The 20,648-nt window shown below is 41.1% G+C and carries 20 protein-coding genes, 1 tRNA gene, 1 pseudogene and 1 CRISPR repeat array; of the genes and pseudogenes, 8 read left to right on the forward strand and 14 right to left on the reverse strand.

From position 1 onward, the window contains the following. Positions 1 to 162: 162 nt before the first annotated feature. Entirely contained in the window at positions 163 to 456 is a 294-nt protein-coding gene (locus tag Ga0451573_RS20245) for a nucleotidyl transferase AbiEii/AbiGii toxin family protein (RefSeq protein WP_353740067.1), read from the reverse strand. A 136-nt stretch (positions 457 to 592) separates the two neighbouring features. Here Ga0451573_RS20245 and Ga0451573_RS07410 point away from each other — a divergent pair, with 136 nt between their 5' ends. Beyond that, positions 593 to 1,237 (forward strand): GNAT family N-acetyltransferase, encoded by a 645-nt coding sequence (locus Ga0451573_RS07410; RefSeq protein ID WP_337833074.1) that lies wholly within the window; start codon positions 593 to 595, stop codon positions 1,235 to 1,237. A gap of 130 nt (positions 1,238 to 1,367) precedes the next feature. Then, complete coding sequence (locus Ga0451573_RS07415; RefSeq protein ID WP_231683251.1) at positions 1,368 to 2,201, forward strand: class I SAM-dependent methyltransferase; 834 nt, start codon at positions 1,368 to 1,370, stop codon at positions 2,199 to 2,201. Positions 2,202 to 2,468: 267 nt separating this feature from the next. Here Ga0451573_RS07415 and ppsA read toward each other — a convergent pair whose 3' ends face one another. The 9 genes and pseudogenes from ppsA to Ga0451573_RS07455 all read right to left on the reverse strand — a co-directional run bounded on the left by ppsA (position 2,469) and on the right by Ga0451573_RS07455 (position 10,406). Continuing rightward, positions 2,469 to 5,105, reverse strand: a complete 2,637-nt coding sequence (gene ppsA / locus Ga0451573_RS07420; protein ID WP_231683252.1) for a phosphoenolpyruvate synthase — start codon at positions 5,103 to 5,105, stop codon at positions 2,469 to 2,471. Positions 5,106 to 5,157: 52 nt separating this feature from the next. Further along, entirely contained in the window at positions 5,158 to 5,754 is a 597-nt protein-coding gene (locus Ga0451573_RS07425) for a TetR/AcrR family transcriptional regulator (RefSeq protein ID WP_231683253.1), read from the reverse strand. Positions 5,755 to 6,134: 380 nt separating this feature from the next. After that, positions 6,135 to 6,215 (reverse strand) — tRNA-Ala (locus Ga0451573_RS07430). A gap of 141 nt (positions 6,216 to 6,356) precedes the next feature. Beyond that, positions 6,357 to 7,127 carry a Fic family protein gene (locus Ga0451573_RS07435; RefSeq protein ID WP_231683254.1) on the reverse strand — a complete coding sequence of 257 codons (771 nt, stop codon included), beginning with the start codon at positions 7,125 to 7,127 and terminating at the stop codon, positions 6,357 to 6,359. Positions 7,128 to 7,417: 290 nt separating this feature from the next. Next, positions 7,418 to 7,813, reverse strand: coding sequence for a reverse transcriptase domain-containing protein (locus Ga0451573_RS20250; protein WP_231683274.1), 396 nt, complete (start codon positions 7,811 to 7,813; stop codon positions 7,418 to 7,420). Continuing rightward, positions 7,797 to 8,183, reverse strand: a complete 387-nt coding sequence (locus Ga0451573_RS07445) for an RNA-directed DNA polymerase (RefSeq protein ID WP_231683255.1) — start codon at positions 8,181 to 8,183, stop codon at positions 7,797 to 7,799. The genes Ga0451573_RS20250 and Ga0451573_RS07445 overlap by 17 nt, the downstream gene beginning before the upstream one ends. Positions 8,184 to 9,537: 1,354 nt before the next feature. Continuing rightward, a pseudogene (locus Ga0451573_RS20410) lies at positions 9,538 to 10,053 on the reverse strand (IS3 family transposase). Between the two features lie 10 nt (positions 10,054 to 10,063). Further along, positions 10,064 to 10,195, reverse strand: a complete 132-nt coding sequence (locus tag Ga0451573_RS20260) for an IS3 family transposase (protein WP_353740068.1) — start codon at positions 10,193 to 10,195, stop codon at positions 10,064 to 10,066. After that, a complete protein-coding gene (locus Ga0451573_RS07455) occupies positions 10,173 to 10,406 on the reverse strand; it encodes a hypothetical protein (RefSeq protein WP_231683257.1) in 234 nt (77 codons plus the stop codon). Before Ga0451573_RS07455 ends, Ga0451573_RS20260 begins: the two co-directional genes overlap by 23 nt. Positions 10,407 to 10,694: 288 nt before the next feature. Here Ga0451573_RS07455 and Ga0451573_RS07460 point away from each other — a divergent pair, with 288 nt between their 5' ends. Both Ga0451573_RS07460 and Ga0451573_RS07465 read left to right on the forward strand, forming a co-directional pair. Then, positions 10,695 to 11,282: a transposase gene (locus Ga0451573_RS07460; protein WP_231683258.1), complete on the forward strand. Its 588-nt coding sequence runs from the start codon at positions 10,695 to 10,697 to the stop codon at positions 11,280 to 11,282. 94 nt (positions 11,283 to 11,376) lie between these two features. Further along, positions 11,377 to 11,856, forward strand: a complete 480-nt coding sequence (locus Ga0451573_RS07465) for a helix-turn-helix domain-containing protein (protein WP_231683259.1) — start codon at positions 11,377 to 11,379, stop codon at positions 11,854 to 11,856. Between the two features lies 1 nt (position 11,857). Here Ga0451573_RS07465 and Ga0451573_RS07470 read toward each other — a convergent pair whose 3' ends face one another. Both Ga0451573_RS07470 and Ga0451573_RS07475 read right to left on the reverse strand, forming a co-directional pair. Further along, complete coding sequence (locus Ga0451573_RS07470) at positions 11,858 to 12,946, reverse strand: IS110 family RNA-guided transposase (protein ID WP_231683260.1); 1,089 nt, start codon at positions 12,944 to 12,946, stop codon at positions 11,858 to 11,860. Positions 12,947 to 13,092: 146 nt separating this feature from the next. After that, positions 13,093 to 13,563, reverse strand: a complete 471-nt coding sequence (locus Ga0451573_RS07475) for a hypothetical protein (RefSeq protein ID WP_231683261.1) — start codon at positions 13,561 to 13,563, stop codon at positions 13,093 to 13,095. A 159-nt stretch (positions 13,564 to 13,722) separates the two neighbouring features. Between Ga0451573_RS07475 and Ga0451573_RS07480 the strand changes: the two genes are divergently transcribed. The 4 genes from Ga0451573_RS07480 to Ga0451573_RS07495 are packed head-to-tail and all read left to right on the forward strand — an operon-like array spanning position 13,723 to position 17,187. Then, positions 13,723 to 14,475 carry a YecA family protein gene (locus tag Ga0451573_RS07480; protein WP_231683262.1) on the forward strand — a complete coding sequence of 251 codons (753 nt, stop codon included), beginning with the start codon at positions 13,723 to 13,725 and terminating at the stop codon, positions 14,473 to 14,475. Between the two features lie 4 nt (positions 14,476 to 14,479). Beyond that, on the forward strand, positions 14,480 to 15,019 hold the full coding sequence (locus Ga0451573_RS07485) for a DUF6431 domain-containing protein (RefSeq protein ID WP_231683263.1): 540 nt from the start codon (positions 14,480 to 14,482) through the stop codon (positions 15,017 to 15,019). Positions 15,020 to 15,068: 49 nt separating this feature from the next. Then, the gene (locus tag Ga0451573_RS07490) at positions 15,069 to 16,415 is read left to right on the forward strand and encodes a DDE-type integrase/transposase/recombinase (protein ID WP_231683264.1); all 1,347 of its coding nucleotides are present in this window, start codon (positions 15,069 to 15,071) and stop codon (positions 16,413 to 16,415) included. A 1-nt stretch (position 16,416) separates the two neighbouring features. Further along, the gene (locus Ga0451573_RS07495) at positions 16,417 to 17,187 is read left to right on the forward strand and encodes an ExeA family protein (protein WP_337833075.1); all 771 of its coding nucleotides are present in this window, start codon (positions 16,417 to 16,419) and stop codon (positions 17,185 to 17,187) included. 182 nt (positions 17,188 to 17,369) lie between these two features. Here the strand turns inward: Ga0451573_RS07495 and Ga0451573_RS07500 are convergent, their stop codons facing one another. Both Ga0451573_RS07500 and Ga0451573_RS07505 read right to left on the reverse strand, forming a co-directional pair. Beyond that, positions 17,370 to 17,618, reverse strand: a complete 249-nt coding sequence (locus Ga0451573_RS07500) for a hypothetical protein (RefSeq protein ID WP_231683265.1) — start codon at positions 17,616 to 17,618, stop codon at positions 17,370 to 17,372. Positions 17,619 to 17,767: 149 nt separating this feature from the next. After that, positions 17,768 to 18,238: a hypothetical protein gene (locus tag Ga0451573_RS07505; protein WP_231683266.1), complete on the reverse strand. Its 471-nt coding sequence runs from the start codon at positions 18,236 to 18,238 to the stop codon at positions 17,768 to 17,770. Between the two features lie 547 nt (positions 18,239 to 18,785). Continuing rightward, a CRISPR array of direct repeats spans positions 18,786 to 20,578; the repeat unit is 30 nt; unit sequence ATTTACATTCCAATATGGTTCTATCTCAAC. Positions 20,579 to 20,648: the final 70 nt, after the last annotated feature.

Genomic DNA, 20,648 nt, shown 5'->3' on the forward strand with positions numbered 1-20,648 from the left:
CCTCGATTAGGTTCATTAAAACAGAGTTCAGAGCCTCCAGACTTTTATCCACCTCATCCAGTGAAATAAAATCATTCGAGTTAAAAACATAAATGTTCTGCATCTTAATAAATTCTCGCCTGAAATCTTCATTATCCATTGCCTGTGAAAGATAAGTAAATTCTACAAATGACTTGTTGGCCTTTTATAAGATATCATCTGTAACAACAACTTTGGGTTGTTGAGCATTGCCTGTACGCGCTTCTGCTGTAAAAGAACGGCAATATCATAGAGATGTTTGGCCACATCAAAGTACTCCTGCCGCTGGTAATAGAACTCAGCAGCAAAGACCTTGTCAACAAATATTCGCTCCAATTTAATGGTTATAATCGAAAAGCTACATACATCGTAAACTGAGCCTAATATTTGTTTCTGTTCTTCTGTTGCCTGCTCATAAATGAGTGGAGAATTTGCCAGTCAATGCTTGCATAAAGCTGGTGGAAAGATGCAGCGATATTATGGTACAATATCGTTAAACAGGAATTTATTGAGCAGATAGCCATAATAAAAAGCACAAAAAATTAATCTTAGGTAAATTGTCGGAGGTTTATAAATGAACAAAATGATTAAGATTAGGAATGAAGAAGAAACAGATTATGAGAGAGTAGAAGAAATCACAAGGAAAGCTTTTTGGAATTTATATATTCCGGGGTGCATTGAACACTATTTAGTTCATGTTATGCGATCCCACAAAGACTTTCTTCCGGAGTTGGATCTGGTGATTGAAGTTGATAATCGCATCATCGGGAATATCATGTATACGAAAACAAAACTAATTGATGAGTCTGGGGAAGAAAAAGACATCCTTACTTTCGGTCCAGTTTGCATTTTGCCAGAATATCAGAGAAAGGGGTATGGAAAAAAACTAATGGAGTATTCCTTTGAACAGGCGGCCGCACTTGATTATGATGTGATTGTAATATTTGGAAATCCGAATAATTATGTAAGCCACGGTTTTAAGAGTTGCAAAAAGTACAATGTCCGTCTTGAAAATGGGACATATCCGGCGGCAATGATGGTAAAAGAACTCAAACCAGATGTCTTGGACGGAAGAAAATGGGTTTACTATCAAAGTCCTGTATTTGAGATAGACGAACAAGAAGCTGGGCGCTTTGACGAGCGTTTGGAAAGCCTGGAGAAAAAATACCAGCCAAGTCAGGAAGAATTTTATATTAACAGCCATTCTATTATACAGTGAGTGTCCTTTAGTGTTATAAGGATAAGCTACAGCTTTCAATTTGTTGAGCAGGCCGACTCCATAAAAAGGGATTCGGCAACGGTATCCCCTGTTCAGTCTGCTATCAAATAAATTGAGGAAGGAAAATATTATGCTTACTTTAGATGATTTAATAAACTCCGACCGGTGCCCGGCACCGTATGAGCCAGGAGAGGAGCTTTGGAACGATCCTCATATTTCAAAAAAGATGCTTGAGGCACATCTCTCACCCGATACCGATGCCGCAAGCTATAAGCCGGAAAAAATTCAGGCAATCTGTGGATATCTAATTCGGGCAATGGGTCTTAAAAACGAAGAATCGATTGTAGACCTTGGATGCGGCCCTGGGCTTTACTGTTCGCGACTTGTTCAAAAGGGCTTTTACCTGACCGGAATAGATAGGTCGGAAACCTCAATCTGTTATGCCAGAAATTATAACCACGACGAACATGCAAATTATATTCTGGCAAGTTACCTGAATCCGTTTGGGTTAAATCAATTTGACGCAGCTTTGATGATTTCACAGGACTATGGCGTTCTCAGCCCGGAAAACAGGAAAATGTTGCTTGGCAACATCCGCAATGCCCTTAAACCGAACGGATATTTTGCTTTTGACGTTTCCAGTATGACTGCTTTTCAGAATAGGATAAATGGTGCCGCTTCCAAATGGTATGCGTCCGGGCCGGGATTCTGGAGACCCCATAAGCACTTTGTTCTGGAGAAAACGATTATTTATCCGGATATTCCCACACTGTGCGACTTTGTAGTTGTAGTCGACTCCGGTATAAAGACATATCATATCTATCAGTCTTTCTTTTCACCTGAGTCCATCCATTCAGAACTCAAAGAAAACGGTTTTCGAGCAGAAGCAATTCTATCAAATCTACGCGGTGATAAATACAATGCAGTTTCACCAGAGATAGGCGTTATTTGTAAAAAAACCTAAAATATTTGCTTGTTCAGCATACCGGGGCAGCCTTACACGAAAGAAAAAACAGCGATTGTCTCGCGAATCATGCAGCTTTACGCACCCTCAAAACATTTGTCCGATGGCACATACTACCTTCTCTATTAACACTACACACTCCACATGCCTTAAGTGTACAATAATAATGCCGTTTAAACCTTGTAGCCCCTTGTTCCAGAGTTATACAGTGAGTTCTATCTATTTAAGGATGGAAGTATCCATTTGGGCTACTCCAGGGCTACTTAATCACATATTTCTACAGGGTTCTACATACCCTTCTGTTCCGTTTACCCGAATTCGCTGCCCATCCTGGATCAGCTTGGTGGCATCATTAACTCCAACAACAGCGGGGAGACCGTATTCTCTAGCAATAACAGCTCCGTGGGTCATCATACCGCCCACTTCCGTCACCAGGCCTTTGACGGATACAAACAACGGTGTCCAGCCAGGGTCAGTGAATTTGGTGACCAAAATATCATCTTCCTCTATAATGGCGTCCTCCAGTTTTAAAACGACCCGTGCCCGGCCCTCTATGATACCTGTTGAAACAGGAATACCCGCCAAAGCGCCCTGGGGGATATTTTCGGTGTTGTATTCACCTGATATAACCTCTCCCTCGGATGTCATCAAGCGCGGCGGTGTCAGTTTCTCATAGAACTCATATTCCGCTTTTCGCTTGGTTATAATGCCGTAATCCAACCGGTTTGTTTTAACTGCCTCCCGAAGTTCCTCAAAGGTCAGGTAATAGATGTCCTCCTTCTTCCGGATAACCCCATTTTGCGCGAGCTTTCCAGCGTCTCTCAACAGTGCCTGCTTATAAATGTAGTTACGTTGCATAATGGTATATTTGGGATATTCCCGGTAGCCAATCAAATTGCGCAAAATTCTGACCATCTTCTTAGTCTTTTTTGACTTTCTTCTGCCGCCGGGCAATTGCTCCAGGCGGCTTAAGAGCTCCTGTTCCTTATGCTTCGCTTCCTTAAGCCCCTGCTCAACTTTAATACTGTGGGAATTGGGCTCAAAGTTTCTGATGTTGCTGAGGATCATGGGAATGAGCGCGGTCGGCTGTTCGCTCCAACGGGGCCTGGTGATATCGATCTCGCCGGAACAACGCATGCCGTATTTTTCAAGGTACGGCTGTATGGATTTGCTGACAGTCTCGCCGCCTTCCAACCTGGCCAGGTCCTCAAAAAATGTCTCGTCACTGGCATGATGCAAATATTCAATTACGGCTGGATATTTCCGGACAGCATCGGCTACATCCAAAAGTTCAAGCCCCATTTCGGATGTAACGTTGTTGTCTACAGATTGAGAGAGTACGGTGACTGCACCTTTTTCGCCCAGCCATTTTTCCATTTTCTTTTTGGTCCAATTTGCTGCCAGCATCCCGACCAGCCATGCTGCCATGCTTTTGGGATCAACCATGATTTTCATTAATTGCTTATAGTCCTGTAAAATAAAATCAAACAGTTCATCTCCTGATACATTCGCGATCCTTTGCTGCAGATCCCTGATAGACTCCTCGTTGCGGGACATGATATTTTTAATAAGCGAAGGGTCGTTTTTAAGGTAGACCTTTATGGCCTCAATGGGTAGTCGCCAGGTTAGTCCCTCTTGACCGCCCAAGCGGAGTACTCTCTTCCCCCGCGGCAAAGTCTTTATAAATTGTTTTCGCTTAAACAAATTTAACATGGCGTTTTTTATCAAAAGATCGAATCCACCAAACATTTTCAATGCAAATCTTCTCCCCGCCCGTGAGGCAAGATCATGAGTGAAATCGTAAAATAACCTTCCACCGGCTTGGCGCAGTGTATGATCTTTGAGAAAAATCTGATACATGGACATTCCCAATGGTTTGATGGGTTCGGTCATCATCTGCTGGTGGCCGAAGGATATATAAACACGGTTTTTTCCATCGTTTACATCCGGTACGGGGTATAAGGTGGTGATGGGGCGGCTCTGGACGATATAGAAGGTATGTTCATCAAGACACCATTCAATGTCCTGAGGCGAGCCAAAGTAGGCTTCGATCTTTCTGCCCAGGCCTTCCAGCTGTATAATCTGCTCGTCTGTCAGGGTCTGCTCATTCTGCTGCTGTGGCTCAATCTCCCGTTTCTGGGTGCCTCCATTTTCCAGGGCATAGATAACCAGCTTTTTGGTGGATATCTTTTTGTCAATAATCCTGCCTTCCCGCAATTTATAAATATCAGCATTGACCAGGCCGGAGACCAGTGCCTCACCAAGACCGAAGCCGGCGTCGATGGACAGCACTTTGCGGTTGTATGTGACGGGATCGGCTGTAAACATAATCCCCGCTGCTTGGGGAAAAACCATCCTCTGTACGACCACAGACAGATAGACCTTGCTGTGGTCGAAACCGTTTTGCATGCGGTAGGTTACGGCACGGTCGCTAAACAGCGACGCCCAGCACTTGCTGATATGCTTAAGAATGGTATCTTTTCCTATAATGTTCAAATATGTATCCTGCTGACCGGCAAATGAGGCGGTAGGTAGGTCTTCTGCGGTGGCGCTGGAACGCACTGCATAGGCATTCTTTTCGCCGAGTAAAGTGATGTACTGATTGATTTGCTCTTCGATTTCTTTAGCAATAGCGGTCTCTTCAATAACCGCGCGGATCTTAGCGCTGATCTGCCTAATCTTTTCCAGCTCGCCTTGTTGGAGAAGAGATAACTGATCCAGAAGCCGGTTAAGTTCTTGATTGCCCTCTATTATTCTTTTATAGGCTTCAGTAGAAACGCAAAAACCCTCTGGTACACCAATCCCTTCAATCTTGGACAGTTCCCCCAGGTTGGTGCCCTTACCGCCGACGATGGAAAGCTTAGTTTTATCAATCTCGTTAAAACCAAGTACATATGAACTCATATTTTACCCCCCTTAAATTTAATGTCCCTACCAATGAATTAGCAATGTTCAATTAATCCTGATGGACAACAATACCTTGCTTGATTATTTGAACTGCACTCTCCACTTTCTTTAAATATAGGTTCTCGTCAAACCCGGAGTACAAATATTCATTATAAACGTAGATGTGAATCAATTTGATAAGCACTCCGGAGTCGATTTCCGGCTTGATAAGGCCGCGCTGTTTGTCACGCTCGATCATTTCGATGTGTTTTTGGGAGGATGCTTTTAGGAGCTGGAAGGTGAATGCGCTGTTATCAACCACCATCAATACGCCTATTTTGGTATAGTCCGGTCTTTGTTTGCCCAATTTAAGGGTATCTTTGGCTCTTTGGATAATGGTTTCCAGAAAGCCGGCATCGGGGTTTAAGGCTTCTCTGTCTCCTAGAATTTCATGTGACTCCTTTGAGATTTTTTCCACCATATAAAGATAGATATCTTCCTTGTCGGCAAAATATTGATAGAAACTTCCCTTAGGTATACCTGCATTCTTGATGATCTGGTTGATGGATGCATCGCTGAAACGCCGTTTTGAAAATTCCTGTACGGCAGCATCAAATATTCTTTCTTTTTTATCATCACTCAAATTAAAGAAAGTACTTTTAGGCAAGTTGTTTTCCTCCTTTAGCGACTGGAAAGTCATATGTAAAATAATATCTTATTCCAGTATCGCATGACCAGGTGGTCATATGTTAATTATAGTAGATGACCACCTGGTCATAACGTCAAGCATTATTTCCAAGAAAATTCTATTCTATGTTTAATTCACAATATATAACTGAGTGCCTCCACTTGGTTACGGGTAGTCAATATATAGAGAAGACTGAATTCTGGATTCTATGCACATTCTGAGTGGTATATCAGCTATCTGGACCGTACTCCGAGGATTGGGCCGGGCCGCGCAACGCACTAAAATCCAATTTTTCTCCGCATGTACAAATGCAAATTAAAAAACCATCAGCGCCAAAGCTGATGGTTTTAATTTGCATTTGGTGGAGACAAGCGGGATCGAACCGCTGACCTCTTGACTGCCATTCAAGCGCTCTCGCGAATCATGCAGCTTACGCACCCTTTTTTAAAATGGCAATTCTTCGTCCTTTTCATCATCTTCATTTTTGTTTTGATGATTTACCAATGTTTTCAGGGGCAAAAATATTTTTCAAGCTCTTATTCTGTCACAAATTCTACAATAATGCCCCATTATTAGACTCCCTATAACTGCATCCCCATCTCACTGTCCAGCTTTGGTATTGGTATGTGCAAGAGTCGCATGATTTCCTTTTGTGACTCGATTACCCGCTCTGCGATAAACTGTTCAAAAGATTTTTCATCTCTATGGGCCTTTTCAAGAAGTTCAATGTATTCATGCCTAAGCACCGGAGGAATTACAGCCAATAAGTATCCGTCCTGTATCAGAGACGTATTCATAATGAGTCTGGCAATTCTTCCATTTCCATCTTTAAACGGATGGATAAATACAAATCTTTTGTGGAGCTGGGCCGCAAACGTTACCGGGTGTAACTTATCTCTATCGGTCACTATCCAATGAAATAATCCATCCATTTCTGCCTTTATCCCTTTTGTTTCTGTTACAGGATATTTAGAACCACTGATAAACACATCCATATCACGGTATTCTCCTGCATATTCCTTTTCTATACTCTCATAGAACATTTGATGCATCGTAAGGACATCTTTTTCTGTGATAGTTCTATTTTTAAGCAGTGTAAACATGAAATCATAGGCTTTGGCGTGACCAATTGCCTCAAAGGTATAACGCAAGGGTTTGCCTCCAACAGTCAAACCATCCTCAAGCAGCACTTTGGTTTCACTTTCCGTAAGAGTATTCCCTTCTAGAGCATTGGATGACCAAGTGAGGCCAATACGATAGTAATCTTTGAGTTGTGTCAGCATCTGACCCTCGAAGGGTCTGCGCTGATCTATGGTAATTTTATATAAGTCAAGTAATCTGTATAAATCCATTTTTTCACCTTTTTTATTCTATATTCTTGAGTAAACATGGGCGTTACCGCCCATGCTCCTCGACGGAACCGTACGTGCCCTATTAAGGCATACGGCTCTTCACATCATATTCATTCATCTATAGAATAAGCTTACTTTTATCGTCGGTTCTAATAACGGAAAAGTTTTCAGCAGTCCATTGAAGAATGTATCAAGCGTGTAACTTCTTCTTTGACTTCTTCTATTAAGCCATTTAAACAACAGCCACTTGACTACATTTTGATAACTTTTCACACCTCTTGTATTATCAGTTACCCCATAATACTGATAGTGCCCCCTAATTTCTGGTTAATCTTCTTAATCAGTTCACCTACAGGCATTACTCGATTATTCCTAATCCATTCTTTCATTGTCTTGACTTTGCTTCGAAATTTCTTCTTACTCGTCTTAACCTTACAGCGAAAGAATCCTTTCTTACCATCTTCACTACAGTAAAATGTAAATCCTAGAAAGTCAAAAGTTTCGGGTTTCCCTAATCCTCGCTTTGCTCTGTTTTGCTTGGCAAATCTCCCGAATTCCAATATCTTGGTTTTCTCTAGGGCTAATTCTAGACCAAATTTCTTAAATCTCTCGATTAACCTTTGATAAAATTCTTCTGCTTCCCATTTGTTTTGAAAACAACATACAAAGTCATCGCAGTACCTGATTAAATACGCTTCGCCTTGACACTACCAATTTATCTTCATAGCACGATATCCCTAATGGCCTCATATTGTTGCTTCCGTCTTTTGGAATATACACTCTTCTTATAGGTTCTGGCTTATAGCTTCCGTTTTTCATTCGTTTTACCAAATGTTCTACGTTGGCTTTTAGGTTGACAGAATAATCTTCCTTTGCCACTCCATCAATTCCCTTGGCTTTCTTCCCATCAATTCCTTTATGGCTGGCAATCAGCGTCGTTTCATTGATGTATGCGGCGAGGTTTTGAACCTTTCCATCCAACCTAGCCTTTTCTATGTTGAATTGTATTCCAAGTAACTCGTTAATAATGTTCTTCAGCTCTCCTGTCTGCACCATCTCACGTTTACTTGAAGCTATGTTGTGCTAACCCCTTCCCTCCATCTGCTTTCACAGACTTCTGCGGTACTATGGGTTAGTCGGATTTCCTATAATGCTTTTGCTTATCTTGCTCGTTTCCTTACTTGACTTCGCATACTGCTTCTCAGACATTATAGGACCTCAGCTGTTCTATTAGCATACTTATCATCAAACTCGCCAAGCCCTCAGACCCCGGAAGAGTCATGCAATTCTCACCATTACGATTTGCATAATCTTGTCTGCTACCACGATAATGGCATCGACCTCTTCGTTTAGATAATAATTTCGTGGCTCAATAGCTTCACTTTCGTTTCGGCTCGTTTGCTCCCCGCCCTACGCTTAAACCTAATGTTACCATTTCGGCTCCAAGGACTAGGTACAGGCTACTGGTTAGGTATTACCTGATAGGATTTCCCTACTATATGTTAATAACTTACTAATGAAAACAGAATTACTTCCATTTTCAAGAGAAAACATCACGCCTTAGCGTGCTGCTTCGCAGCTCGCACTATCGGCTAATTATACTATAAAATTTTCCATTTAACTACCTAAGATTGACTATTCTTGCCACCGAACTTAATTCTTTGTCCTCAATAAGTTCACTGACAATAGCAAAACTTTCTTCAATTACTCCTGCGACTATACCGACACCCTATATGTTAGGATAGTTGTTGTGTAGATGATTGCTCATGAAATCTATGTTTGTCTGCAAAGAGAGCATTTTTTACATCCTAAATCATATACTCTAATTCTTTCAGATATGATAATTATACCATATTTTTTGAAAAAACGGCAAAGATATATAATACCTGGTATACAGCAAAAAAACCTGTAATCACGTAGATTACAAGGTTTGTTTTCTTTGGTGGAGACAAGCGGGATCGAACCGCTGACCTCTTGAATGCCATTCAGAACAGGAGGTTCTCATCCGGTCCACCTTTTTAGATTTAATCCGCAAAATGCTGAATTATCAGGGCTCCCCGGCCTGGTGTATATTATTCTGTCCATGTAATATGATGCTTTCCGAAAGATTCCGTGAACAGAATGTGAACTAGTGGTGATCAATATTTCGAGGTTTAGGGTAAGATATCCTAGACCTCAAATCTCATGTTACCCTACATTGATGAACTACTATAAGCAAAGGGCATATTTAGTTTGTAAAAATGACTAAAATTTTCATTAAAAGAAAATAACTATTCATAATTTAATCATCAAGAGTATAATTAAGACTTCGACCTGACCCCGGTTGATAATCCGATCTCTGGGGGAGTCGTCAGATAATATGAGGGTCCCCCTAAAAGCATACCAGTCTTAATGAGAAAAATCGAACCCCTTAAATGGCCTGAGCCATTGCCGCAGAAGCAAACTCAGCCGGTGTCATGTTTGTTAGTCCACTATGTGGTCTGAATAAATTATAGTCATTTCTCCACTTTTCTATCTTGTTTCTGGCGTGTTCCAGAGACATGAACCAGTTTACATTTAGACATTCATCCCTTAGGCTGCCGTTGAAGGACTCAATATGAGCATTATCCGTCGGTTTCCCTGGCCTGGATTATTCGAGCTGGACATGATTTAGATAGGCCCAGGCATCAAGTGATCGTGAAATGAACTCAGGCCCGTTATCAACTTTTATCTTCTTCGGCAAGCCCGTCTTTTGAGCCAGGTTACTTAAGGTATTAGCGACGTACTCTCCTTTTATAGACTTGTCCACATAAATGGCCAAACACTCTCTGCTAAAGGTGTCGATCATCGTTAATGCTCGAAATTTCTTCCCGTCAAAAAGCTGGTCAGAAACAAAATCCATAGCCCAGCATTCATTAACTGCTGTAGCTAAAGCCTTGTCCGGCACCCTGGGTGCGCTAATTTTTTTTCTTGGACTTATTTCTTAAATTGAGACCTTCTTCTTTATAGATGCGATAGACCCTTTTATGGTTAATTTTCTCACGCAGTAAAAGAATATGTATACGCTTAGAACCGAACCCGGCTTGCAGCTATTTCCTTGATTCTCATACGTAAAAACGCCTGCTCATCCTTTATCGGCCTTCTGCGATAACCGGCTCTGTTGATTTTTAGCACCCTACAGGCCCGACGTTCACTAACCTCAAATGCACTTTGAAGATAGACAACAATGTCCCTCTTGGCGGCAGGCTTTAAAACTTTTTTGACAGGACATCCTTGAGCATTATTTTTGTAGAACGCCATTTTAAATTCCTGAGAATCGCCCAATTGACTGCAAATTAATTTCTGTTTCCCTTACCCATATCTGATTTGTCTATGCCGTAGATTACGGCATTTTTTTGTCTGTTATTTCTTGACCTTTATGTACATAGTCACTTATAGTTATCCATGTAAATAAAAAGAGAAAGAGCCTCTCCTTTGCACAGTCAGACTCTTTCTCATATCCGTCCATGTCCCTGATACTTAGTATTCAGGGTACATGGATTAACCATACGACAGAGGTACGAAACCCCTGAGGTGAGGTATAATATTATGATAAGAGTTTTTGAACTGTTCTGCAAGTTAAATGTGATAAATCTTTCCGCTGAGGATCTTTTTCTTCAATCCATGGCCAAAGTCCATCTACATGACCACAAATGCCCTTTTTGTTTAGCGGAACATCCCGATTGGAAAAAACATGCTGTTTATGAGCGCTACCTAATTTCTTTTGAAAGTGGCCGTAATATCTCATTCCTGATTACTATTGTCAGATACAAATGTTCGTCCTGCGGGCACACCCATGCGATACTTCCGGAATTTATTATCCCGTATCAATCCTACAGCCTCCTTTTCATTCTTTCAGTCATGAGGAATTATTATATCGGTTCTCTTACTGTAGCGGACATCTGTGAAAAATATGATATTGCCGTTTCTACTCTATACTCATGGAAAGAACTTTTTCTCAGGCACAAGAAGGTCTGGCTTGGTCTCCTTGATGATGCCTGCACATCATCTCTTCAGTTTCTGGATTGCCTCTTTAGAAACCATCTGCGTACCCTCAAAGAGTTTTTTATCATGGCAGGTGTTTCCTTCCTCCAAAGCCCATCCCATATAAAAAAGGCATATTTCACCCCGACATGATCCTTCTGCATTTTTGCATTCCATTATTCACATAACAGCGGAATTCATTTCCATTCCTGCCCCTGTTATGATGTCGGAGGAGGTGATTTATGTCGTGAACGATACTTTTAACGACAAATCTTACAACGAAGCCGTGAAAATCGCCCATCTGCGCTTTGCAGTCATAGCTCCTGTCATCCAGGGGCTGTTTACTGAACCCACCAAAACGGCCTACTACAAAAAGGTGGTAGAAAAACCACTAAAAATTCCGGATGGTAAGGAAGTGTTTTTTAACTATAACACGTTTGAAAAATGGGAGGCCCGCTATAAAAGGAACGGGATGGACGGGCTCATGCCGAAGCGTCGCTCCGATGCAGGAGTATCCCGTGCCCTTCCAGATACTGCCATAGCTGAGATATTCCGACTGAAGCAGCAGTTCTCGCGCATTAATGCAACTCTCATTTATTCAAAACTTATTGCCGACGGCTTTATTAAACAGTCTGAAGTATCCCTCTCTGCCGTTCAACGATTCATTAAGAAGAACGACCTCTCGTATACATCTGCATCTACAATAAAGGTTACGCCCCTTATCTAGGTCAAACAGCACATAGAATCGATAGGGAAGCTGTTCCGCAGTAACTTCCCCAAGGTAAACTACTGTTGATAGTTGTCTTGCCTTTGTGTTTACCAGAGCTATTTTCTTTTAAGCTTAGACCAGCCAGTTTCTGTATCTGCTTCGGATGCTCAAATCTACTAATATCACCAACTTCTGCTATGAAACCTGCCGCTGTAACTAGGCCAATACCCTTTATTTTAAGCATTTCGAGCATTCCTGGTATTTGATACGCAAGTTGCTCAATCATAAGCATTGTCCGCTCGTACTGCCGCATTCTCATTTCGTAGTCTTCAATCAATATTGCAAGGTCATTCTCTGCAGCAACCAGCCCTTCTCTCACTCCAACTGATGTCCTGGCAGCCTCTATCAGCGCAATTGCTCGCTTCCTTCCTACTGCTCTCAGCTTATCTTGCTTCCACCTGGCTATAATGCCTTCTATACCTTTTTCAATTAGCTTGGCAGGTGTTGAGAACTCTTTTAATATTATCAATGAGGCTTTTCCTTCCCAGTCACCAAATACTCTGTTAAATTCAGGGAAGTATATACTAATCCACCGCTTTACGCGGTTTCTTATTACGTTTAGTTGCTTCACTATCTGCCAGCGTGTTTCCATGGCCGTCCTTAATTCGCTATATATTCCTTCCGGTATATAGGGCTCCATGTATCGGCCATCTTTTACAAGCATCGCTATGGTCTTTGGGTCTTTACGATCATTCTTGGTTGGACTATTGTCATCCAGTTCTTTACTCCGCTTTACATGAAACGGATTCACCAGTACTATTTTCATTCCGTGATCCTTAAGATACGGAGCAATGTTGAACCAATAATGACCCGTCGGTTCCATGCCGACCATTACTTTATGTTTGTTGTTCTTGTCTTTGATTTCCTCGGCCCATGAGACGAATTCTTTAAATCCCTCGGCATCGTTACTGAATTTGATCACCTTAGCCAATTCAATTCCTCTCTGGTCAAAAGCTCTTGCATAATGTGTTTCGCTGGCAATATCCACGCCGACAATTAAAGTTCCTTCTGTGACTTGCAGAATCTTTTCATTTTGGTTATACTTCATGTTGAGTACCTCCTCTGTTATTTAAGGGTCGCTTCGCGAAAGCTGACACCTCGTATGTTAACAGGAGGTACTCTTTTTTTCAAATCTCATTTTATTTCATTACAGGAATGCTCCTAATATTTCTACTTTTCCAATGTATCATAGAATTATTTACATCTTGAAGAATAAACGATACCTTTATTTAACTTGCGTTTTTTATTTGTTATTGGTTCTTCGAAAATCGTAAATTCGTTAAGAATCAAACACCCAATTAGAGTATCTTCTTTAAAAACTATATTTGGAAATGTTTTGGTTAACATATCTAAAAACTCTTTTAATAAGTATGCATTTAGATCATTCTGTGGACTAGATTCTTGTTTTTTTAGACCATTCTGTAATCCATATTCCTCCAAGGCCTCTTTTACTGTGCATCTTTTAGCTTCATATAGAGTTCCTTCGGCGAAGTCCCAATCCGACTGCCCTAATCTAATTATGTCACTATAATTAATTTTATCTAGATCTGGAAGCCAATAAGGTGTGAAATAATTCGCAGATTTCATATCATTTTCTTTAAGATTTGTAAGCCATATAAAGTTAGTTATAGGAACATATGCTGCAATATAATTATCATTTAACATGGACTTTTCCCCCTTAGAAGTAAATTGTTTAAGCCACTCTAAAGTGGCAATAAGTTGACGGAATTGCCTGACCGGAGGTTGACGAATAAATTGACCGTTGTCCACTAGAGGTTAAAAATGTTAATATGACAATAAAACGGAACAACGGGGGAAAAAGATATGGAAAAGTACAAAAAAGCAGATGAGAAGATTGCGTCAGGCTATCAATATTTCTCAAGTGACGAAACAGCAAAAGCCTGCGATGTATTGCTTGATGCCTGGGAAGATATCAAAGCCATAATGGCAGAAGACCAGGTTAGAGACTTAACTGAACTGGAAGAAAAATATCAATGGACCGGGTTTCTGTTCAATTATGTGCAGGACCTTGAGGAGCAGTTACATAATGCCTGTACTGAAAACGAGCAATACCTGCCAAAGAGAATTAGATACTGTGAGGAATTGCTCAAGGTTTGTGGTGATAAGGACGAGCTGTTAATTGAGAATACCCGAAGGGCAATAGCGGAATCACATTATGCGCTTGGCAACGAGCAGGAGTGTAATCGTTTATACAGTAAGTGGCTGACAAGTGACCCTACCTGGGGCTGGGGGTATATCGGTTGGTCGGACTGTTACCATTATGGGACTAAGAAAATGGCAGCCAACTACGTAAAGGCTGAAGAGATAATCAGTAAAGCCTTAGAAGAAAAAGATGTAAAAGATAGAGCTGACGTAGTAGATAGAGCGATTGAAATATACGATGTATTGGAAAACAAGCAGAAGGTAGCAGAACTGAAAAAAGAGCTTGTGGAATTAACAAGAACCGCAAGAAGTAAAGCAGCAGTGAATGTTCCGGTAAATGTGATAAAGATAGGCCGAAATGATCCCTGCCCCTGTGGCAGTGGTAAGAAATACAAGAAATGCTGCGGTAAGTAAGCTTATGATAAGCATCGCAAAGTACCGGTTGATTTGGGATAAGGATAGCAGCAATAAATATTACGTTAAAAGCGAAGAAATTAGCATTTGCCCTATATGTGGAAATCCAGAACTTAAGGTAATCGGCAGTAGAAATCGCGGTGCCTTAAAGGGTGACGGAGAAGCAATAATCCTGGTAATACGTCGGCTTAGATGTTTGGGTTGCAGGCAGATACATCATGAACTGCCGGACATGTTAGTGCCCTACAAAAGATATTCCAGCGGGGTTATTGAAGCAATCGTTAATGATGTAAGCGATGAAGTTTCCTGTGAAAACAGCAGCATATACCGGATAAAACGTTGGTTTCGGGAAATTTCAGGATACATTGCAGGCTGCCTCGGTTCAGTAGCTGCCCAACGTGGTCTGGATACTGTAAAAAGCGGTCCGGTTTTCCAAAGAATAAAAGCCTATGTAGGCGAAGAAGTGAGTTGGCTGGCCAGAGCTGTCCGAACACTGGTAAATACAAATAATTGGGTACATACCCGTTCTGCATTTATGTCCTAATATTCCTGTAATACACTCATGCTGAAACCAGAAAAAGGAGGAGTTCAGCATGAAGGATCATAAAAAGGCAGATGAGATCGCAGTAGAACGGGTGCAACTACTGACGTCCATCCTGGCAGCAGGAACGGATACCGGGAAAATCAGAGAGACCAAAGCCCAAATCTGCCAACAGTACGGCATTTCCGAAAGAACCTTGCGCCGGTATCTGGATCAGTACAAGAAACATGGCTTCGATGGGCTAAGACCTAAGGGAAAGGGACAGAAGAACACCCCAGCTGCTATCCCGGAAGATGTAATGGAACAGGCAGTTCTACTGCGCAGGGAAGTCCCCGGTCGTAGTGTTTCGCAAATCATCCGCATCCTGGAGTGGGAAGGTCTGGTTGCTCCAGGGCAACTGAAGCGCAGTACCCTGCAGGAAAAACTCTCCGCCCTTGGCTACAGCACCAGGCATATGAAAATGTACGCCGGTGGTGGTATAGCAGCCCGGAGATATCAGCATAGATACCGGAATCAGCTATGGCACTCTGACATTAAGTATGGCCCTTATCTGCCTATTGGTCCAGATGGAGCTCTGAAGCAAGTATTCTTGGTTGTGTTCATCGATGATGCCACTCGTTTTGTACTCCATAGCCAGTTTTATCCTACCCTGGACCAGGTTATCATCGAAGATGCCTTTAGGCAGGCCATTCAGAAATATGCTATCCCAGAAACAGTTTTCTTTGATAATGGCGAGCAGTATCGAACCAAGTGGATGAACAGGGCCTGCGCTAAAATGGGCATCAGACTGCTTTACGCCAAGCCCTACTCTCCAGAGTCAACCGGGAAAATTGAACGTTTTAACAGGGTGGTTGATTCTTTCCTGAGTGAGGCTGCCCTAGAAAAACCAAAGAGCTTGGACGCACTAAACACCCTGTTCTGGGTTTGGCTGGAGGAGTGCTACCAGCATAAACCCCACTCGGCTCTTGCAAACAATATGAGTCCTGAAACAGCCTACCGTAGTGATAGTAAAGCCGTGAAATATATTGATCCCGAGGTGCTTAAAAACGCCTTCCTCCACTGCGAGGCAAGAAAGGTGGACAAAGCCGGTTGTATCAGTTTCGAAGGAAGAAAATATGAAGTCGGCGCTTCCTTCATTGGCTGTAAAGTGGAGGTGATTTACGACCCCGCTGACACCAGCGAATTGACCATTGAATATCCAGGTCATACTCCCTGGCAGGCCCGCGAGCTGGTTATTGGAGAACGCACCGGGCCAAGACCCAAACTTCCTGAACATCTTGCACCAATGAAGGCTGAGACTTCAAGACTGCTGCAGGGTGCTACCAAAAAGCATGGTGAACGCAGAACCCGCCAGCTTCCCGCTGTGAGCTACAGAAACGTGGGAAAGGCTGGTGAGTAGCATGTATGAAAGCTTTTACAGCCTCACCAAAACCCCTTTTGCCAGAGATATTCCCACTGCAGAACTGTACAATAGTGTCATGGTGGAAGAAGCCCTAGGCAGACTAAGCTATGCGGCGGAACGCCAACTATTTGCCGTTGTGACGGGTGAATGTGGCATCGGTAAAACAACCACCATACGCCGCCTCAAAGATATGCTTGATCCAGGCAAATACTTGGTCTTGTACCTGGCAGACTCCAAGCTCACCCCACGTCATTTCTACAAGGGTCTGTTAGAGCAACTGGGTTGTGAATCCAAGTTCTACCGTGGAGATGCCAAACGGCAATTACACCGGGAGATTGAGCTTATGAAGGGCATTCACCGTCTGGAGCCGGTGGTAATTGTAGATGAAGCGCATTTGCTGGACCGGGAAATGCTTGAAGAAGTCAGGTTCCTACTAAACTTCAAGATGGATGCCCAAAGTCCAATGGCATTAATTCTGGTTGGTCAGAATGAACTCTGGGAACGGTTCCAACTGCAGTCTTATGCCGCCATACGGCAGAGAATTGATCTGCAGTGCAAGCTTCAGCATCTGGATCGTGCTCAGGTCGGAGCCTATGTCAGCCGCCATTTGAATTACGCAGGCGCTGATCACGATATTTTCTCTGACATTCACAGACAGTTCTCTGGATGTGGTTTTTCAGTATTCAAGCGGTTCAGCCCGACTTATCAACAAACTCTGTACCCATTGCCTGCTCTATGGCTCGCAGAATGGCAAAAGAATCATCGATGACCATATTGTGAAACTGGTCATTCAGGGAGAGCTTTCTTAGCTCTCCCGATTCCGGGCCTGATTGGACACTTTTTCCGTCAGTTTATGGACAGCATAAGCCGTCTTTTGCTGGACACCTTGGGTTAGCAGCAACAGTAAATTTCATCTTATTTCAAGTTACAATCTCATAGATATACTGTTTGTTATACGACTTCTATAAAATATCTTAATGTACGACAAGTTTCCCTTGCTTTAAATTTTCTTCCATCTAAAAGTTCAAATGAAAGCATTTCATCAAGAATATTGCTTGTCTCTTCTTCCTTTTTAGAATATTTAACCTTCGATAGAACTACCTTCTTAGTTCCTTTTAGTAAGTAATTTGTAATAAGTTCATTCTTTACATAAGATATGAACTCCGGAGTTATACCTTTAAGTTTTGATAAGTCCTTCATAAACTTCCCTCCACTATATTTTATAATTATACTAACACGAAATTTATAGTACGTCAACTTTTTATATTTTTATTGTTTTTGTTGTGTATTGGGTCAAAATTTTTTTGAATTATTTTTCTATTAGATTAAATTTAGGTTTAGATTTCGTATTATAATTCATGAAAAAATTTTTCAATAGCTCTTAAGTCTGCTTCTACAGTATCTCGCCCTAAAAATTTAGTGAGATGATTTACGATAGGACTGACATTACCATTAAGCATTTCTTTAATTATTTCACGATATTGTTTACTTGAAAGATTAAGTTGTCGACCAATCTTATCTGCAACTGTCGAACGGCTTACACCTTCTAGCCTAGAAATTTGTGTGATTGCACTATTTATCGCTCTTTTCAAATCCATATGCAAATAATTAATCTTAATCTTTAATAATATTGCTAAATTAATTGCAATTCTTTTTGATAAATCTTCATTAGCTAATATTTCTTTAATTTTTATATCCACGTCATTTATTAAGATTTCACTTATTTCATTTTTTTGTGTAGACTCTATACTAGAGTTAAATACCTCTTCTTTATACGAACCATCGGAATATAGTTTAATTATCTTAACTAATTGTTTCATAATATTACCCTCACTTTACCGTTACTATTGTATCTTGTGCATTTTATGTATTTCTTGTATATTATGTATCTCAGTTTATAAAAATTTGAATTAATTGTCAAGTAAAGTACCTTTTTAAAGTGGGCTTAAGAATTAGAAACCTATGGATCTATTGCTTTTACATGTAGGGATAGTATATAACCGGAATATGGATAATTAATAAATCTCACACTCTATTTCGGACCCATCAAGCAGGCTAATTACCAACCTTGCATCATAGACCGTTATCTTTTCTACCAATTTAAAGTACAAATCCACATCAAACTGATCAATGGTCCTTGCTGTTTGGAACGTTGCAATAAAGCGTTTTGCGATTACTTTTACAAGTATATTGTAGAACGCCATTTTAAATTCCTGAGAATCGCCCAATTGACTGCAAATTAATTTCTGTTTCCCTTACCCATATCTGATTTGTCTATGCCGTAGATTACGGCATTTTTTTGTCTATCAAATGGGGTATGGGTCACTATCTCCGAATTTGTACGGCAAGACGTGCATTACCGAGATAATTTACATTCCAAAATGGTTCTATCTCAACCCGTTTAAGTTGGTAGTAAACAATACAACAAATAAATTTACATTCCAATATGGTTCTATCTCAACCGTGAAATGGATGCCGAAGCAGGGTTGATGGAGAAATTTACATTCCAATATGGTTCTATCTCAACTTGATCAGGCTGCAGATAAACTATCTAAGTCTACATTTACATTCCAATATGGTTCTATCTCAACTCCAGTTTGCCATCAAGGGCTGTTGATAGAGAAAAATTTACATTCCAATATGGTTCTATCTCAACGGGGCAGGCACAACGGCTCTGGTTGCAATACAAAAATTTACATTCCAATATGGTTCTATCTCAACCAACTATAACAAGGTGCATCGGCAAGCGGTTAAAGATTTACATTCCAATATGGTTCTATCTCAACTGAAACAAACATCGGAACGCTGCCGGACGAATGGATTTACATTCCAATATGGTTCTATCTCAACTTGGTCCAGCTGCAGGATCATCCGGCATAAGCATATTTACATTCCAATATGGTTCTATCTCAACGGGAAAAATCTGACTGATACCCGGCCATACATTCATTTACATTCCAATATGGTTCTATCTCAACTCTTGACCGCTCAGAACTGCTTCCGGTTTATTTTCATTTACATTCCAATATGGTTCTATCTCAACGCAAGAATCTGGCCAACCTCCTCGTTAGATATCAGATTTACATTCCAATATGGTTCTATCTCAACCAAAGTAGCCGGGATGTTCTTTGGCAATATTGGCCAGATTTACATTCCAATATGGTTCTATCTCAACAGCATCATCTGCCCCGAATGTAGCCCTGAAAGTAAATTTACATTCCAATATGGTTCTATCTCAACTTCGCCTTGCCGTCACCTTCCACCGGTTCAATGCCCATTTACATTCCAATATGGTTCTATCTCAACCGGTCCATAACGAGATATCAATATGAAAACGCGGATTGTATTTACATTCCAATATGGTTCTATCTCAACCTATGCAGACTTTGCGACTGCCATAAAGGTAAAAACATTTACATTCCAATATGGTTCTATCTCAACGGAAGCAAGCCCATGAAGAATGTCAACTGTTAGATTTACATTCCAATATGGTTCTATCTCAACCTAAAATCTTGTCTATTGTTTGAACTGAAGGCTCCATTTACATTCCAATATGGTTCTATCTCAACCCTGCCGCTTGATTCAATACTGGCAGCCGAATGGATGATTTACATTCCAATATGGTTCTATCTCAACTCCAATTCTGGCGGTCTCATTGTTTCTCAGAAAATAATTTACATTCCAATATGGTTCTATCTCAACTAATGACCATGAGATATAAGAGATGCCTGTATCTCAATTCACATTCCAATATGGTTCTATCTCAACGAAACATTTAAACTTGTATAGCGCTCCCTGAAGTCATTTACATTCCAATATGGTTCTATCTCAACTAAGTCCAAACGTCTTCCCAGTGCCAATTTGCCAAATTTACATTCCAATATGGTTCTATCTCAACTGATTCATTCTGAGATTCTTTTTGCTGCACTTTTTCCATTTACATTCCAATATGGTTCTATCTCAACTTGAAATTGGCTGACCAAGGTAAGGCGGTGGTGAATTTACATTCCAATATGGTTCTATCTCAACTGAGGCCTTTTGGTAGATATCTCAAAGGTGTGCTGATTTACATTCCAATATGGTTCTATCTCAACTCAAAAAAGGTCCAAAAAGGCGAGCGTAAGGCCTGGATTTACATTCCAATATGGTTCTATTGACCCTTTCTTGATAAACTGGACACTCTAGAGTTAGGATTGCTCCTAATATCTCACAATTGCTTCGAATTTAGGA

Source organism: Phosphitispora fastidiosa, from assembly GCF_019008365.1.
Lineage (GTDB): Bacteria > Bacillota > Thermincolia > Thermincolales > UBA2595 > Phosphitispora > Phosphitispora fastidiosa.